Below are 15,673 nucleotides of genomic sequence, written 5' to 3' on the forward strand. Positions count from 1 at the left end.
CCAGTGGGCCGGCGGCCCAGTGAGCCGGTGGGCCAGTGAGCCGGTGGACCGCCGTCGGCGCCCTCCGAAGCCCGTCAGACGACCGTTGCCCCCGCCACCGGCCCCACTGCCGTCCGCACCGCCTTGCACGTCCCCGACGCCCGCAGCACCTCCGCCACCTTCTCCGCCGTCTCGGCATCATGCGCGAGGAAGGCCGTCGTAGGCCCGGAACCGGAGACCAGCGCGGCAGCCGCCCCCGCCCCGCGCCCCGACTCCAGCGTGTCCGCCAGCTCCGGGAACAGGGACAGGGCGGCGGGCTGGAGGTCGTTCGACACAGCAGCGGCCAGCGCCTCCACGTCCCCCTGCGCCAGCGCCTCCAGCAACTCCGCCGAGGCCACCGGCTCGGCAATCTCCCGGCCCTCCGCCAGCCGGTCGAACTCCCGGAAGACCGCCGGAGTCGACAAGCCCCGCTCGGCCATCGCGAACACCCAGTGGAAGGTGCCGCCGACCTCGAGGGCGGTCAGTTGCTCGCCCCGCCCGATGCCGAGAGCCGCGCCCCCGACCAGACTGAACGGCACGTCGCTGCCCAGTTCGGCGCAGATGGCGAGAAGCTCGGCCCGCGACGCCGCCGTACCCCACAGCGTGTTGCAGGCGAGCAGCGCGCCCGCGCCGTCCGCGCTGCCGCCCGCCATGCCGCCCGCGACCGGGATGTCCTTGGCGATGTGGATGTGGACGTTCGGCTCGATGCCCCGGCGCGCGGCGAGGGCGATCGCGGCGCGCGCGGCGAGGTTGGTGCGGTCCAGGGGGACCTGGTCGGCGTCCGGGCCCTCGCAGGTGACCCGGAGTTCCTCGGCCGGGGTCACCGTCACCTCGTCGTGGAGGCCGACGGCGAGGAAGACGTTGGCGAGGTCGTGGAACCCGTCGGGGCGGGCGGCGCCGACCGCCAGCTGGACGTTGACCTTGGCCGGGACGCGTACCGTGACGCTCACGTGCCGCTCTCCTCGTGCTCGGTGATACCCGCGTCCTTGTGCTCGTCGGGTTCGGCGATCCGCGCGTCCTTGTGCTCGGCGATCCGCGCGTCCTTGTGCTCGGCGATCCGCGCGTCCTTGTGCTCGGCGATCCGCGCGAACTCCTCCACCGTCAGCGACTCGCCGCGCGCCCGCGGCGAGACCCCGGCCGCGACCAGGGCGGCCTCGGCGGCAGCGGCGGACCCGGCCCAGCCGGCCAGTGCCGCCCGCAGGGTCTTGCGGCGCTGCGCGAAGGCCGCGTCGACGACGGCGAAGACCTGGGCCTTGGAGGCGGTCGTCCTGACCGGCTCGGCCCGCCGGACGAGGGAGACCAGCCCGCTGTCGACGTTCGGCGCGGGCCAGAAGACGTTGCGGCCGATGGCCCCGGCCCGCTTCACCTCGGCGTACCAGTTCGCCTTCACGGACGGCACGCCGTACACCTTCGAGCCGGGCGCGGCGGCCAGCCGGTCGGCGACCTCGGACTGCACCATGACGAGGGTGCGCTCGATGCTCGGGAAGGTGTCGAGCATGTGCAGCAGCACGGGCACGGCGACGTTGTAGGGGAGGTTCGCCACCAGCGCCGTCGGCGGGGGGCCGGGGAGTTCGGTGACGTGCATCGCGTCGGAGTGGACGAGCTCGAACCGGTCGGCGCGCGCCGGCATGCGCGCCCCGATGGTCGTGGGCAGGGCCGCGGCGAGCACGTCGTCGATCTCGACGGCGGTGACCCGGTCGGCGGCCTCCAGCAGCGCGAGCGTGAGGGAGCCGAGCCCCGGGCCGACCTCGACGACCACGTCGTCGGGGCGGACCTCGGCGGTGCGGACGATACGGCGCACCGTGTTGGCGTCGATCACGAAGTTCTGGCCGCGCTGCTTGGTGGGACGGACACCGAGCGCTGCCGCCAGCTCACGGATGTCGGCGGGACCGAGGAGGGCGTCGGGGGTGGGGCTGCTCACGGGACAAGGGTACGGGGGCCCGCCCGGCCGGATCGCCAGGCGTCCCGGTGCCGAGGCCCGGCACGGTGTCGCAGCCCCACGGGGCCCGCACCCGGCAGACGGCCCGCGGCCCGGGGACCGCCCCCGCTCAGCCGTGAACCCCGCGTCAGCCGTGCAACCGTGCCCCGCAACTCGGCCAGGGCGTGGACCCCCGGCGCGTGTACAGCTTCTTCGCGCGGAAGGTCTGTTCCTCCACCGGGGCGTCCTGGGGCCGGCCGCTGCCGCCGAGGGCGTGCCAGGTGCCGATGTCGAACTGGTAGAGCCCGCCGAACGTCCCGGAGGGGTCGACCGCGTGCGGGCGGCCGCCGGACTCGCAGGCGGCGAGGCCGTGCCAGTTCAGGTGGTCGGCGCCCTTCACGGAGGTCGGCCGCGCCTTGGTGCCCACCTTCACCACCTGCTTGCGCGGCTTGCGCACGACCTCGGACTTCTCCCGGCGCGGCTTCTCCCGGACCCCGTTGACGATGCGCAGCAGATAGGTGTCGCGGCGCAGCCCGGGCTGTCCGACCTGCGTGACGACCTCGGTGCCCTTGAAGAGGGAGGGGTCGTCGGTGCGCTCGACATCGAACGGGATCTCTTCCTCGCGGACCTCCCGGGAGCCCTTGATCCGGAGCACGGTCACCGTCTGCCCGTCGCGCGGGAAGCTGTCCAGCGGGACGGAGGTGGTGTCCTGGCCCTGCAGGCCGATCCCGGCCTCCTCGACGGCCTCGCGGACGGTGGCCGCGTTGGTGCGGATGGTCCGACTCCGGCCGTCGGCCATGATCGTGACGGCGCGCTCGGTGCGTACGTCGAGGGCGAGCCCGGCGCGTCCGATGGTCTGGGAGCCGGAGGCGGACAGGTATGCGCCCTCGGCGCGCACTCCCAGCTCGTCCAGCGCGCCTGCCACCGTGTGCGCCGTCGTCCACACTTCGCGCCGCTGGCCGTCGAGGGTGAGCCGGACGGGGCGCCCGTAGCGCACGGCGACCGCGTCACCGCTGGTGAGCGCCTTGCCGGGGGCGGGCGCGACCATGTCGTGCGCCCCCACCCGCACGCCCTCCTCGGCGAGCAGCCCGCGCACGTCGTCGGCGAAGGTGTGGAGGGTGCGCTGCTTGCCCTCGACGGTCAGCTCGACCGCCTTGTCCTTGGCGACGAACGCGGTGGTGCCGCCGGCGAGGAAGGCCACGACCAGCGCCTGCGGCAGCAGGCGGCGCACGGCGGACTCCGGGCGCTCGGCGCAGCGCGCCTTGCGCCGGCGATCGGCCCGCCCGCTCACACCGGCGGACACCCCGGCGCCGCACTCCCCTTCCTCGCCGAGCACGCCCGGCGCACCGGCGACGCCCGCCGCGCCCCCGGCGGTCTGCGTGCCCCCGGCGGCCTGCATGTCCCCGCCGGCCTGCGGGCCTCCCGCACCACCGGCATCCTGCGCGCTCCCGGCCCATGGCACGCCGCTCCCGCCCTGCCGCGGCAGCACCGGATCGGCGACGAAATGGGCCTGCGCCTCGTATGCGGGCCGGTAGGTGTCCTCGTACAGCTCATAGGGGCCGTACGGTCCGTATGGCCCGTACCCGCCGTACGACAGGGTCTCCGCCGTGTGCACGGAGGTGTCGGTGCCGTACGGCTCGTATGGCCCGTATGGCCCGTACGAGCCGTAGGGCTCGAACGTTTCGTACGGCCAGTACGGCTCGTAGGCCTCGAACGCCTCGTACTGCGACTTGCTCACGCCGACACGCTCCAGAGGGCAGAGGGGTCCGGATCGGGCCCCCAGAACCTAGCGGAGCGGTCGTCACTCTCCAAAGCGGCACGGCTACGCACTGTTGCCCGTCGAGCGCGCGCCCAGTGCCCGAACAGGCGACTCAGCAGAACAGCAGATGCAGACTCAGAACTGGAGACACATGAGTCTCAGCAGCCTCAGTAGCCGAAGGCGCGGGCGGTGTTGACGGCGAGGGCCGTCGCCAGCGCGTCCTCGTCGATGCCGCGCACGGCGGCCATCGCGCGCACCGTGACGGGGATCAGGTACGGCGCGTTGGGGCGCCCGCGGTACGGCGCCGGGGTCAGGAAGGGCGCGTCGGTCTCCACGAGGACCAGCTCCAGCGGGGCGACGGCGAGCGCGTCCCGGAGGTTCTGGGCGTTCTTGAAGGTGACGTTGCCGGCGAAGGACATGAAGTAGCCCTCACGGGCGCAGATCTCCGCCATCTCGGCGTCGCCGGAGTAGCAGTGGAAGACGGTGCGCTCGGGGGCGCCCTCCTCCTTCAGGACGCGCAGGACGTCGGCGTGCGCGTCCCGGTCGTGGATGACGAGCGCCTTGCCGTGCCGCTTGGCGATCTCGATGTGGGCGCGGAAGGACCGCTCCTGGGCCGCCTTGCCCTGGGGGCCGGTGCGGAAGTAGTCCAGGCCCGTCTCGCCGACGCCCCTCACCTGGGGCAGCCCGGCGAGCCGGTCGATCTCCGCGAGCGCCTCGTCCAGCGCCGCCTGACCGCCCGGCTCCCGGGCGCCCTGCCGCGACCAGCCGTCGGGGTCGCCGTGCACGAGGCGCGGGGCCTCGTTGGGGTGGAGGGCGACGGTGGCGTGGACACTGTCGTGGGTAGCGGCGATCTCGGCGGCCCACTGCGAGCCCTTGAGGTCGCAGCCGACCTGCACGACCGTCGTCACTCCCACCGACGCGGCCTTCGCGAGGCCGTCCGCGACCGTGCCGGACTGCATGTCGAGGTGGGTGTGCGAGTCGGCGACCGGAACCCGCAGCGGCGGCGGAAGCGGCGGTGCGGCGTTCTTGTCGCCCTTGGAGGTCTGGCCGGCGTTCGAAGGCATGCCCCGATCCTACGAAAGGGGCATGCCCGCACCGGCAGGCGATCCGCTCAGCCGGCCTTGCGATGGAACGGGTGCAGGAGATCGGACAGGTGCCAGTGGTGCGGCTCCCCGGACTCCCCGGGCTTCGCGGGCTCCCCCGTCTCCGCGGGCACCACGGGCGCCTCGACCGGGCCCGCCTGCGGCACGGCGTGGTGCCGCTCGGCGGTGCCGCGCACCGACGAGACCTGGCCCGCGCGCATGATCCGCACGACGTGGCCGTCGCAGTTGTGGCAGCTGGGCCGGCTCAGCGGCGACGGCACGACCCCGCCGTCGGCCACGTACCGCACGAACTCGTGCCCGTCGGCGTCCACGTGGTGCTCTATCTCGTACGACTGCTCCCAGCCGTGCCCGCATCGCATACAGGCGAACGAATACGACTCGTGAACGACGGCTGTGGGCGTGCCACGGAGGCCGGTCCGCCCTGCGATCTCGCTCATGCCAGCTCCTCTTGTCCGCTGGACAAAGGCCCCGCAAACGGGGCGTCTCTTCAACCAGTGGACGCCTTCACCAGCGCGAACGCACCAGGGCTGTCGAGTGTTGGAGGCGATTTGAGTCTTCCTTGCAGAAAAGCCCCCGACCGGCCCCGTTTCCCTTTGCCATCGGCGACAGCCCTTTGCCGTCCCATGGCCCACTCGCTCACCCGAGAACAGCCCTGCTCAGAGGGGTTGTCGACGCGGGCCGGGGCAGCGCCCGAGGGGCGCGGGCCCGTATCGACCTGCGGCTCCGCCGCGTGGGCGCGACCCGCCACGACGCTCCCGCACCCCGCCACGAATCCCCGGCCCGGCGGCGCTACCGGGCCCCGGCTCCCCCGTCGGAGCTCTTCGCTGCAACCACCGCATCGAAAACCACCCGCTTCGGCACCCCCGCCTCCACGGCCACCGCCGCGATCGCCTCCTTGCGCCGCTCGCCCGCCTCCTCACGCGCGCGTACCCGGCGCACGAGTTCCTGCGCGTCGAGTTCCTCCGGCCCGGCCTCCGGCGCCCCCTCGACCACCACGGTGATCTCCCCGCGGACCCCCTCCGCGGCCCATCGCGCCAGCTCGGCCAGCGGGCCGCGCCGTACCTCCTCGTACGTCTTGGTCAGCTCCCGGCACACGGCCGCCCGCCGGTCCGCGCCGAAGACCTCGGCCATGGCGGCAAGGGTGTCGTCGAGCCGGTGCGGGGCCTCGAAGTAGACCAGCGTGCGCCGCTCGGCGGCGACCTCCCGGAGCCGGGAGAGGCGCTCGCCTGCCTTGCGCGGCAGGAAGCCCTCGAAGCAGAAACGGTCGACGGGCAGCCCGGACAGCGCGAGCGCGGTCAGCACGGCGGACGGCCCCGGTACGGCGGTGACCCGGATGTCCTTCGCCACGGCGGCCGCGACCAGCCGGTAGCCCGGGTCGGAGACGGACGGCATCCCGGCGTCGGTCACGAGCAGCACGCGCGCGCCGCCGAGCAGCTCCTCGACCAGCTCCGGCGTACGGGCGGACTCGTTGCCCTCGAAGTACGACACGACGCGGCCCTTGGGCGTGACGCCGAGGGCCTGGGTGAGCCAGCGCAGCCGCCGGGTGTCCTCGGCGGCGACCACGTCGGCGCCGGCGAGCTCCTCGGCCAGCCGGGGCGGCGCGTCCGCGATGTCGCCGATGGGGGTACCTGCGAGGACAAGGGTTCCAGTCACGCTCCCCATCCTCGCAGGAACCACTGACAGCCCCGCCGACGATGACGGCGGAAGGACGACCGCATCCCGACCGGTACCCCACATGCACGGGACTCGCACAGAACGGTTCCCTACCATGGCGCGGGTGACCAGTACCGCGTCCTCCATGGACCTCCGGCAGGGCCAGGCGCCGCACGACCAGCGACCGTCGTGGCAGCAGCGGCTGCGCCGATTCGGGTACGTACCGGCAGGGAACGCGCCCTCGGGCGGCGTACGCGACCGGCTGGTGCCGCCGTACGCCGAGCCGGCCCCCCGGCTGTGGCAGGTGCTCGGCGTGCCACCGGTCCTCGCCGACCGGATCACCCGCTGGGCGGGCTGGGGCGGTCCGCTGCTGGTGACGCTGATGGCGGGCCTGACGCGGTTCTGGAACCTGGGCAGCCCGCGCGCGGTGATATTCGACGAGACGTACTACGCCAAGGACGCCTGGGCGCTCGTCCACCGCGGGTACGAGGTCAACTGGGACAAGAACGCCAACGACCTGGTGCTGCAGACGCATGGCCATCTCGCGATCCCCACGGACGCGGCGTACGTCGTGCATCCGCCGGTCGGCAAGTACGTCATCGGGCTCGGCGAGCTGATGTTCGGGTTCGACCCGTTCGGCTGGCGGTTCATGACCGCGCTGCTGGGCACGCTCTCCGTCCTGCTGCTGTGCCGGATCGGGCGCCGCCTGTTCCGCTCGACCTTCCTCGGCTGCCTCGCGGGCGCCCTGATGGCGGTGGACGGCCTGCACTTCGTGATGAGCCGGACCGCGCTGCTCGACGGCGTGCTGATGTTCTTCGTGGTGGCCGCTTTCGGCTGCCTGGTCCTCGACCGGGACCGGTCACGGGAGAGGCTGGCCGCGGCCCTGCCCGTGGACGCCGACGGCCGCGTCCGCCCGGACGAGCATGTCGCCGATACGTTCCGCTTCGGCCTGCGTCCCTGGCGCTGGGCGGCCGGGCTGATGCTGGGCCTGGCCATCGCCACCAAGTGGAACGGCCTGTACATCCTGGTGGCGTTCTGTGTGATGGCGGTGCTGTGGGACGTGGGCGCCCGCAGGACCGCCGGCGCGCAGCACCCGTACGCGGCGGCGCTGAAGTACGACACGGGCATCGCCTTCCTGGCGACGGTTCCGGTGGCGATCGCCGTCTACCTGGCCTCCTGGACCGGCTGGATCCTCTCTCCGACGGACGGCACCGGCGGCTACTTCCGCAACTGGGCGGCCACCGACGGCAGGGGCGGCAGCTGGACCTTCCTGCCGGACTGGCTGCGCAGCCTGTGGCACTACGAGCACGAGGTCTACAAGTTCCACGTCGGCCTGACCTCCCCGCACACCTACCAGTCCAACCCGTGGAGCTGGATCGTGCTGGGCCGCCCGGTGTCGTACTTCTACGAGTCCCCGAACCCCGGCGCCGACGGCTGTCCGGCGAACGCGGGCGAGAAGTGCGCCCGTGAGGTGCTGGCGATCGGCACTCCGCTGCTGTGGTGGGCTGCCTGTTTCGCGATCCTGTACGTGCTGTGGCGGTGGGCGTTCCGCCGGGACTGGCGGGCCGGTGCCGTCGCGTGCGGGATCGCGGCGGGGTATCTGCCGTGGTTCCTGTACCAGGAGCGGACGATCTTCCTCTTCTACGCGGTCGTCTTCCTGCCGTTCCTGTGCCTGGCGGTGGCGATGCTGATCGGTGCGATCGTCGGCCCACCGGGCTCCTCCGACACCCGCCGCCTGATCGGCGCGTCGGCGGCGGGCGTCCTGGTCCTGCTGATCGCCTGGAACTTCATCTACTTCTGGCCCCTGTACACGGGCACCGCGATCCCGATCGACTCCTGGCGGTCGCGGATGTGGCTGGACACCTGGGTCTAGCCGGGCGAAGCTCCGTCGAGACCGGCCGGCAGCTTGCTGGCGCGGGCCGCTGTCCCCCACGCGCGCGTGGGGGGCGTTCGTGCACGCGCGTGTGCCGGGGCGCTCGCCCGGGCTGATTGTCGCAAGCGTGCTACGGATTCGCCTCCGGGATCACCCTCCGAGGCGGGGACCTTAAGGTGAGTGCCGTCGTTGGGGAGTGTGAGGGCTACGGGGACCCCGGGGAAGACACGGAGGAACTGAGGCTGTGGGCAAGAGAAGGCACGTCGCCGAGCGACGGAGGACGACCGGGCCCGCCGTGATCGGCGGGGTGATCGCCCTGGTCGTCGGCGGCGCCGGGTTCGCCGTCTACGCGCTGACCAACGACGGTGCGGCCGCCGACGAGCGAACGTCCGCCTCGGCCGGCCACAAGAACGTCAAGACCGGACCGCTCAGCGCCGCCGAGGTCCGCACGGCCTCCACCCGCTTCCTCACCGCGTGGCAGCAGGGCAGGATCGGCGAGGCGGCCGCAGCCACCGACGACGCCACCGCCGCGACCGGGCTGCTGACCGGCTTCACCAAGGACGCCCACCTGAAGGGCGTCACGCTCACCGCCGGCACGCCCACGGGCGCCAAGGTGCCGTTCTCCGTCAAGGCGACGGTGTCGTACCAGAACCTCGGCAAGCCGCTGGCGTACGGCAGTTCGCTCACCGTGGTGCGCCGGGCGAGCGACGGCGCGCCGGTGGTCGACTGGCACTCCGCGGTCGTCCAACCGGACCTCAGGGACGGCGACACGCTCGTCACCGGCGAGTCCGGCACCCCGCCGGTCAAGGCGCTGGACCGTGACGGCGGCGAGCTGACGACCGCCAAGTACCCGTCGCTGGGCGCGGTGTTGGACGGGCTGCGGCAGAAGTACGGCAAGACGGCGGGCGGCAAGGCCGGCATCGAGCTGCGCGTGGTACGCGGCAAGGCCTCGCAGAAGGCCGGCATGTCCGACAAGACGCTGGTGGAGCTGAGCAAGGGCACGCCGGGCACGGTGAAGACGACGCTGAGCCCCACCTTCCAGGCGGCGGCCGAGCAGCAGGTGGCCAAGCAGGCACGGGCGTCCGTGGTCGTCGTACGGCCCTCGACCGGCGAGATCCTCGCGGTCGCCAACACGGACCACGGCTTCAACGTCGGCTTCCAGGGCTCCCTCGCGCCCGGCTCCACGATGAAGATCGTGACGTCGACGATGCTGTTCGAGAAGAAGCTCATCACGCCGGACGCCTCGCACCCGTGCCCCAAGACGTACAAGCTGGCCGGCTGGACGTTCCACAACGACGGCGACTCCGAGATCAAGAAGGGCACGTTCAAGCAGAGCTTCGGAGCCTCCTGCAACAACGCCTTCATCGACTTCGCGCCGAAGCTGTCCGCCGGCGACCTGACGAAGGAGGCGCAGCAGGTCTACGGCCTCTCCATGGACAACTGGGCCATCGGCGTCCCGTCCTTCGACGGCTCCGTCCCGGTGCAGAGCGGCGCGCAGATGGGCGCCTCGCTGATCGGGCAGGGCGGCGTGCGCATGAACCCGCTGAACATGGCGTCGGTGGCGGCCACGGTGGAGTCGGGCGCCTTCCACCAGCCGTACCTGGTGTCCCCCTCGGTGGACAACCGCACGCTGGCGAAGGCCGCGCGCACCATGTCCGCGACCACGCAGTCCCAACTGAAGGACGTCATGCGGTTCACGGCGGACTACGGCACGGCGGCCAAGGCGATGGCGGGCATGAGCGGCGACTACGGCGCCAAGACGGGCTCGGCCGAGGTCGACGGGCAGAAGAAGCCGAACGGCTGGTTCACCGCCTACAAGGGCGATCTCGCCGCCGCGGGTGTGGTCCAGGCGGGCGGCCATGGTGGCGACACGGCCGGGCCGATCGTGGCGGCCCTGCTGAAGATGGGCGGCTGATCAGGTCCGTACCGGCTCCGCCGTGTACGTCCGGCGCAGAAATCTCACCAGCGCCTTCGAATCGAACTGGACCACCTCGACACCGTTGTCGGAGTGGAACTCGACAACGGCCTGAACGCGTCCGCACGGCCACACCCGTACCGCGCCGCTCTCCACCGGTGCCCGCAGACCTCGTTCGAGCAGCGCGCGCGAGAAGGTCCATTCGTGCGGGCCCGGCAGGCCGACCCGGACCGACCGTGGATCGGAATCGGGGTCGTACCGCAGCACCACCGGTACGGCCCCCGGGTCCTCCTCGTCCGTGACGATATGGGCGCGTGCGTACTGCTCGACCACAGACATCGGACAGACCTTTCACGCTGAGTCACCGATACGGAAGCCAGGCTTCCTTTTCTTCTCCAATGTCCCATATTTTCCGTTTTGCGCCACGGCGAGGTGGCGTGCGCGGCCTGGGGTAGCGGCTCGCGTTGCGCGTGAACGGCGCACTGGCGGACGCTCCGGCGCCCGTGTGGAGCGCCCACGGCGCCCATGACGGCGCGCACCTCCCTGCGCGCGCCGTGGGTGGCGGGGTCGATCTCCTCGCATGCGCCCTGGAGCCGCGCCCGATCCGGAGTCCGTGACAATGGGCGCGTGACGAACGAGGACCGCGCCACCGAAGGGTCGCTGCTGCTGGACGACCAGCTGTGCTTCGCGCTGTACGCCGCGCAGCGGGCGGTGACCGCCGCATACCGTCCGCTTCTGGACGACCTCGGACTCACCTACCCGCAGTACCTCGTGCTCCTGGTGCTGTGGGAGCGCGGCGAGACCAGCGTGAAGGAACTGGCGTGCGCCCTGCGCCTGGACTACGGGACCGTCTCGCCGTTGCTGAAGCGGCTGGAGGGGGCGGGTCTGGTGCGCAGGGAGCGCGCGGCCGGCGACGAGCGCTCGGTGCTCGTCGCGTGCACGGGGCGCGGTGAGGAACTCAGGGAGCGCGCGACGCGCGTACCCGGCGCGCTCCTCACCACTACGGGCCTCGGCGCGCAGGAGGTCGCGCGGTTGCGTGAGGCGTTGTGGAGCCTCACCGAGCGCGCCGACGCGGCGGCCGACCGCTGATCTCGGGTTACCCGCGGTTGCCACCCCTGGCGCCCGCTGCTGACCTACCAGCCAGTACCTTGTGCGCGATGTACTTGTGCGCCACTTGTTCCGGGGGAGGCCGGCCATGACCGAGGACACCGCTGTCGACACCCGTCCGACGAAGATCATGTACGTCGCCGAGGCCACCGCCCACGGCGGCCGCGACGGTTACGTCACCAGCCAGGACGGCCGGATCGAGCTGAAGGTCGCGATGCCTCCCGAGCTGGGGGGCGACGGCAACGGCACCAACCCGGAACAGCTGTTCGCGGCCGGCTACAGCTCCTGTTTCCACAACGCGCTGATCCTGGTCGGCAACCGCGAGGGCTACGACCTGACCGGCTCCACGGTGGCTGCCAAGGTCGGCATCGGCCCGAACAGGCACCGCGGCTACGGCCTCGCGGTCGCCCTCAGCGTCTCCCTGCCCGTGCTGGACCCGGACATGGCGGCCCGGCTGGTGGACGCGGCGCACGAGGTCTGCCCGTACTCCAACGCCACGCGCGGCAACATCGATGTAACGATCCTGCTGGGCTGATCCCACCGAGGAATCACAGGCGCACAGCCGGCGTTGCACGCACTGTCGCAGGCGATGGACAGTGATCGAAAGGACGGGCGGGCGTGGACGTGAACGGCGCAGTGGCCGAGGGCTTCGAGCCGGTCAGGGAGGCGTTCGCAGCGAACTTCGCGCTGCTCGGGGAGCGCGGCGCGGCCGTCGCCGTGTACCGCGACGGGCACAAGGTCGTCGACCTGTGGGCCGGCACCAGGGATGTGGACGGTACGGCGCCCTGGGAGCCCGGCACCGCGCAGATCGTGCACTCCGCCACCAAGGGCGTCGCCGCCGCCGCGCTGCTGCTCCTGCACCAGCGTGGCGAGCTGGACCTGGACGCCCCCGTCGGCACGTACTGGCCCGAGTACAAGGCGGCCGGCAAGGAGCACACCCTCGTCCGGCACCTCCTCGCCCACCGCGCCGGCGTGCCCGTGCTGGACCGCCCGCTGACCCCCGCCGAGGCCGCCGACCCCGACCTGGGCGCCGCGGTGATCGCCGCGCAGGCGCCGGTGTGGGAGCCGGGCACGGACCACGGCTACCACGCCCAGACCTACAGCTGGCTCACCGGCGAGCTGATCCGGCGGATCACCGGCCGGCCGGCCGGCGCGTGGATCGCGGACGAGATCGCGCGTCCCGTCGGCGCGGAGCTGTGGCTCGGCCTGCCGGAGTCGGAGCACGCGCGCGTGGGACGCGTCGGACCGGTCGAGGCGCCCGAGGCCGTCGGCGGCCTGAGGACCCGCCCCAAGCGCGCGGTGGCCGAGGCCTACGCCGACCCGGACTCGCTGACCCGGCGCGCTTTCGCCGCGATCACCCCGCTGCCCGACGAGAACGACCCCGCCTACCGCGCGGCCGCCCTGCCCGCCTCCAACGGCATCGCCACCGCCGACGGGCTGGCCCGCATCTACGCCTCGCTCATCGGCGAGGTGGACGGCGGGAGCCGGCTGTTCACCCCGGAGACGAGGGAACTGGCGCGCGCCGAGCAGTCCGCGGGACCGGACCGGGTCCTGGTGGTCGGCACCCGGTTCGGCCTCGGCTACATGCTGCACGGCGCCGCGTCCCCGCTGCTCTCCCCCACTTCCTTCGGCCACCCGGGCCGGGGCGGCCCCCTCGCGTTCGCCGACCCGGAGACCGGCATCGCCTTCGGCTATGTCACCAACGGCTTCCGGAAGGGCGTGACGGCGGACCCGCGGGCGCAGGCGCTGGTACGGGCGGTGCGCACGGCGCTCGCATAGGGCGCGCCGTGCGCCGTGCGCGCCGTGTACGGCGGTGTCAGACGTTGATCGTGTGCGAGGTGCGCCCGGACGCCGCGTCGATCTCGTCGTGGGCCTTGGTCAGCAACTGCATGGCCAGTTCGTTGAGGGCACGTGCGCCGGCTATCTCCTCGCCGACCCTGGGCTGGTTGGCGTCGACGCGGTGCCGGGTCGCGTGGCCGTGCGCCCGCACCTCGCTTCCGTCGGGCAAGCGCACCAGGGCCGCCGCCTTCGTGTGCTGATCATCCTCCTTGAACTCCAGCTCGACGTGCCATCCCACAGTGGTGTGCATCATGACGATCACCTCCGAAAACCCTTGCTTCCAGGGTGCGCCCCGGCACCCCGGCCCGTCATGTCGACGCCTCGTCCTCGAAGCTGGCGAAGTACGCGGCGGCCATGTCCTCGTCCGCGTGCCCCTGGGCGGCGGCGCGGGCGAACCGTTCCGCGGCCGCGGCGGCGACGTCGAGCCGTACCCCGCCCCGCTCCCCCGCCTGGACGATGAGCCGGGCGTCCTTCTCCGCGGTGGCCACCGCGAACGACGGCGGGGTCAGCCTGCCGTCGAGCACCAGCGCGGACTTCGCGCGCAGGTACCCCATGTCGAGCGGACCGCCCTCGATGAGGTCGAAGAAACCCTGCGGATCCACGCCGAGGGCCCGGGAGAGGGCGAGTACCTCGCCGGCCGCCGCGGTGGCCGCCAGCACCCAGCTGTTGGCGACCAGCTTCAGCCGGCTGGCGCTGCCCGCGCCGCCGTCGGCCCCGGTCCACACGGTCTTGGCGCCGACCGCGTCGAAGACGGGCGCGACCGTCCGCCGCCCCTCCTCCGGCCCGGCGGCCAGCACGGTCAGCTGACCGGCCTCGGCGGGCTGCCTGGTACCGAGGACGGGTGCGTCGTAGAAGACGAGTCCGTGCTCGCCGGCGAAGGCGGCCAGGTCGGTTACCAGGTCGATCCCGGCGGTGGTGCACTGCGCCCACACCGTGCCGGGCCGCAGCGCCGGTGCGGCCTCGCGCATGACGTCCAGGACGGTGTTGCCGTCGTACAGCATCGTCAGGACGACGTCGGCGCCCTCGACGGCCTCCGCGGGTGTGCCGGCGATCCGTGCGCCGTCGGCGGCGAGCGGCTCGGCCTTCTCACGGGTGCGGTTCCAGACGCGCACGCCCAGCCCGGCACGGCACAGGTTGCGGGCCATCGCGGCCCCCATGATGCCGGTGCCCAGAACACTGACGGTCGGTTTGTCGGTCATTGACGGCTCCCTGTCGTCCCATTGCTGCCCAGCGCTTCTCACTGGCAACTACCCGACTACCCGGCGTGCATCATCAACCCTCGATCCACTGCCGTATCTCGCAGGCCAAGGACGAAGATCGGACCGGAGTCGACCGGCAGGAACACATCTGCCGGGACATCGCCGAACGGCTTCAGCTCCGTGTCGAGCCGGCCCACGATTACGTGGACAACAACCGGTGTGCTCGTCGTCATGTTGCGGAGGGGTGCTTCTCCAGCCGACGGCGAGCGCCTGCTTCGGCGGCGGATTCGCGAACGGTCAGGACGACGAGGAACTCGCCGACGTCGTACGCGAACACCGCGGGCATGACGGGCATCACGACCAGCCAGAGGACGCGTCCGGCCAGGGCCGGCCCCACATTGCGGCCGGCCGGGGCACGTCGTGCTGCACGGGTCTCGGTCGGCGTGGGCGGGTTCAGGAGCGCGTTCTCGTGCCCGTCGGCGTGCTGCCACCCATCCCCAGGCCAGGGCCACGCAGGCCAGGGCCACCTGCGCGCAGTCCCACACCAGGCGCACAGTGGACGGCAGGTCGACTCGGAACGACTGGTAGAGCCGGACCACGATGTAGCCGACAAAGGCGAGCACAGCGAGCCAGAGAAGCCCCGTGAAGACCCGGCGCAGCCAGTAGCGCGCTCCGCGCTTGTGCCAGGAGGTGCCGAGCCCCGGCAGGGACGGGACCTGAACCGGGTTTCGGGAAGCAGCAGTGTCAGAGGATGCTCGTGAAGCTCTTGAGGCCATGCCAGACGTCGTCCTTGAGTCGTACGAAACAGCTCGCGTCGGTGGCCGGCTTGTCGACGACTTGCGTCAACGGCTTCACCACGCCGTCCAGCTTGTCCTTGGCGTTCTTGTACGTGTCGGACATCGTGCGCAGCGTGCCGATGTCCCCGCCGACCCGACTGTCGCCCATCAGCCCTTCTCCAGGCCCAGGTCATCGAACAGTCCACGCAAGGCCGACCGAGGAGGCCAGGCGCCGCCGGACGTCGATGACGAAGCGGTCCCACAGCTGGGTGGCGTGCGCGTGCCACGGCACGTGGCCCATGTAGTCGTAGCAGTCGGGGCAGAGCGGTTGGCCGACGGCCGCAGCGTCCGGGGCATGTATGGCCCCGCAACCGAGGGAGCGTCCGTGTCCGCAAGTGCCGCCGTCACGGCGAGGACATCATCCCCGTGGCCGCATGTCGGTTTCACCGGGATCGATCAGGCCGTCGGCCACATGGGGAGTTCATCGGCGGGCTGCCGACGTGACCAGGGCGG

Annotated in this window: 16 protein-coding genes and 1 pseudogene; 5 read left to right on the forward strand and 12 right to left on the reverse strand. The window is 72.3% G+C overall.

Annotated elements, in window-relative coordinates; genetic code table 11:
* Nucleotides 1-74: 74 nt before the first annotated feature.
* The 6 genes from ABT288_RS30240 to rsmI all read right to left on the reverse strand — a co-directional run bounded on the left by ABT288_RS30240 (nt 75) and on the right by rsmI (nt 6,451).
* Nucleotides 75-968 (reverse strand): 4-(cytidine 5'-diphospho)-2-C-methyl-D-erythritol kinase, encoded by an 894-nt coding sequence (locus tag ABT288_RS30240; protein ID WP_351614299.1) that lies wholly within the window; start codon nt 966-968, stop codon nt 75-77.
* Nucleotides 965-1,939, reverse strand: a complete 975-nt coding sequence (gene rsmA, locus ABT288_RS30245) for a 16S rRNA (adenine(1518)-N(6)/adenine(1519)-N(6))-dimethyltransferase RsmA (RefSeq protein ID WP_351614302.1) — start codon at nt 1,937-1,939, stop codon at nt 965-967. Before rsmA ends, ABT288_RS30240 begins: the two co-directional genes overlap by 4 nt.
* A 145-nt stretch (nt 1,940-2,084) precedes the next feature.
* Nucleotides 2,085-3,674, reverse strand: coding sequence for a resuscitation-promoting factor (locus ABT288_RS30250; protein WP_351614305.1), 1,590 nt, complete (start codon nt 3,672-3,674; stop codon nt 2,085-2,087).
* Nucleotides 3,675-3,862: 188 nt separating this feature from the next.
* Nucleotides 3,863-4,759 carry a TatD family hydrolase gene (locus ABT288_RS30255; protein WP_351614308.1) on the reverse strand — a complete coding sequence of 299 codons (897 nt, stop codon included), beginning with the start codon at nt 4,757-4,759 and terminating at the stop codon, nt 3,863-3,865.
* A 47-nt stretch (nt 4,760-4,806) separates the two neighbouring features.
* The gene (locus ABT288_RS30260; protein ID WP_351614311.1) at nt 4,807-5,235 is read right to left on the reverse strand and encodes a hypothetical protein; all 429 of its coding nucleotides are present in this window, start codon (nt 5,233-5,235) and stop codon (nt 4,807-4,809) included.
* Nucleotides 5,236-5,587: 352 nt separating this feature from the next.
* The gene (gene rsmI / locus ABT288_RS30265; protein ID WP_351614314.1) at nt 5,588-6,451 is read right to left on the reverse strand and encodes a 16S rRNA (cytidine(1402)-2'-O)-methyltransferase; all 864 of its coding nucleotides are present in this window, start codon (nt 6,449-6,451) and stop codon (nt 5,588-5,590) included.
* Nucleotides 6,452-6,575: 124 nt separating this feature from the next.
* On the opposite strand from rsmI, the gene ABT288_RS30270 reads away from it, so the two are divergent.
* Together ABT288_RS30270 and ABT288_RS30275 are read left to right on the forward strand one after the other, a co-directional pair.
* Nucleotides 6,576-8,324 (forward strand): dolichyl-phosphate-mannose--protein mannosyltransferase, encoded by a 1,749-nt coding sequence (locus ABT288_RS30270; RefSeq protein ID WP_351614317.1) that lies wholly within the window; start codon nt 6,576-6,578, stop codon nt 8,322-8,324.
* 244 nt (nt 8,325-8,568) lie between these two features.
* Complete coding sequence (locus tag ABT288_RS30275; protein ID WP_351614319.1) at nt 8,569-10,239, forward strand: penicillin-binding transpeptidase domain-containing protein; 1,671 nt, start codon at nt 8,569-8,571, stop codon at nt 10,237-10,239.
* Here the strand turns inward: ABT288_RS30275 and ABT288_RS30280 are convergent, their stop codons facing one another.
* Complete coding sequence (locus ABT288_RS30280; protein WP_351614321.1) at nt 10,240-10,578, reverse strand: SsgA family sporulation/cell division regulator; 339 nt, start codon at nt 10,576-10,578, stop codon at nt 10,240-10,242.
* A gap of 288 nt (nt 10,579-10,866) precedes the next feature.
* Here ABT288_RS30280 and ABT288_RS30285 point away from each other — a divergent pair, with 288 nt between their 5' ends.
* From ABT288_RS30285 to ABT288_RS30295, 3 genes are all read left to right on the forward strand, one after another.
* Entirely contained in the window at nt 10,867-11,328 is a 462-nt protein-coding gene (locus ABT288_RS30285) for a MarR family winged helix-turn-helix transcriptional regulator (protein WP_351614323.1), read from the forward strand.
* 106 nt (nt 11,329-11,434) lie between these two features.
* Nucleotides 11,435-11,881 carry an organic hydroperoxide resistance protein gene (locus tag ABT288_RS30290; protein ID WP_351614326.1) on the forward strand — a complete coding sequence of 149 codons (447 nt, stop codon included), beginning with the start codon at nt 11,435-11,437 and terminating at the stop codon, nt 11,879-11,881.
* Between the two features lie 83 nt (nt 11,882-11,964).
* Complete coding sequence (locus tag ABT288_RS30295; RefSeq protein WP_351614327.1) at nt 11,965-13,125, forward strand: serine hydrolase domain-containing protein; 1,161 nt, start codon at nt 11,965-11,967, stop codon at nt 13,123-13,125.
* Between the two features lie 37 nt (nt 13,126-13,162).
* Here the strand turns inward: ABT288_RS30295 and ABT288_RS30300 are convergent, their stop codons facing one another.
* From ABT288_RS30300 to ABT288_RS30320, 5 genes and pseudogenes are all read right to left on the reverse strand, one after another.
* On the reverse strand, nt 13,163-13,438 hold the full coding sequence (locus tag ABT288_RS30300) for a DUF1876 domain-containing protein (RefSeq protein ID WP_351614330.1): 276 nt from the start codon (nt 13,436-13,438) through the stop codon (nt 13,163-13,165).
* A gap of 55 nt (nt 13,439-13,493) precedes the next feature.
* Nucleotides 13,494-14,384 (reverse strand): NAD(P)-dependent oxidoreductase, encoded by an 891-nt coding sequence (locus ABT288_RS30305; RefSeq protein WP_351614331.1) that lies wholly within the window; start codon nt 14,382-14,384, stop codon nt 13,494-13,496.
* A 56-nt stretch (nt 14,385-14,440) separates the two neighbouring features.
* Entirely contained in the window at nt 14,441-14,617 is a 177-nt protein-coding gene (locus ABT288_RS30310) for a hypothetical protein (protein WP_351614333.1), read from the reverse strand.
* 511 nt (nt 14,618-15,128) lie between these two features.
* Nucleotides 15,129-15,329: a hypothetical protein gene (locus ABT288_RS30315; RefSeq protein WP_351614335.1), complete on the reverse strand. Its 201-nt coding sequence runs from the start codon at nt 15,327-15,329 to the stop codon at nt 15,129-15,131.
* A 21-nt stretch (nt 15,330-15,350) separates the two neighbouring features.
* Nucleotides 15,351-15,560 (reverse strand): annotated as a pseudogene (locus tag ABT288_RS30320) (replication initiator); the annotation flags it as partial.
* Between the last annotated feature and the right edge of the window lie 113 nt (nt 15,561-15,673).

It is taken from the genome of Streptomyces sp. NPDC001093 (assembly GCF_040298985.1).
Classification (GTDB): Bacteria; Actinomycetota; Actinomycetes; order Streptomycetales; family Streptomycetaceae; genus Streptomyces.

What these genes read in the sequence shown, in the direction of transcription:
- ABT288_RS30310 (WP_351614333.1), bottom strand. Translation starts at nt 14,617, where the DNA reads ATGACGACGAGCACACCGGTTGTTGTCCACGTAATCGTGGGCCGGCTC.
- ABT288_RS30305 (WP_351614331.1), bottom strand. Translation starts at nt 14,384, where the DNA reads ATGACCGACAAACCGACCGTCAGTGTTCTGGGCACCGGCATCATGGGG.
- ABT288_RS30260 (WP_351614311.1), bottom strand. Translation starts at nt 5,235, where the DNA reads ATGAGCGAGATCGCAGGGCGGACCGGCCTCCGTGGCACGCCCACAGCC.
- ABT288_RS30290 (WP_351614326.1), top strand. Translation starts at nt 11,435, where the DNA reads ATGACCGAGGACACCGCTGTCGACACCCGTCCGACGAAGATCATGTAC.
- ABT288_RS30315 (WP_351614335.1), bottom strand. Translation starts at nt 15,329, where the DNA reads ATGGGCGACAGTCGGGTCGGCGGGGACATCGGCACGCTGCGCACGATG.
- ABT288_RS30255 (WP_351614308.1), bottom strand. Translation starts at nt 4,759, where the DNA reads ATGCCTTCGAACGCCGGCCAGACCTCCAAGGGCGACAAGAACGCCGCA.
- ABT288_RS30280 (WP_351614321.1), bottom strand. Translation starts at nt 10,578, where the DNA reads ATGTCTGTGGTCGAGCAGTACGCACGCGCCCATATCGTCACGGACGAG.
- ABT288_RS30300 (WP_351614330.1), bottom strand. Translation starts at nt 13,438, where the DNA reads ATGATGCACACCACTGTGGGATGGCACGTCGAGCTGGAGTTCAAGGAG.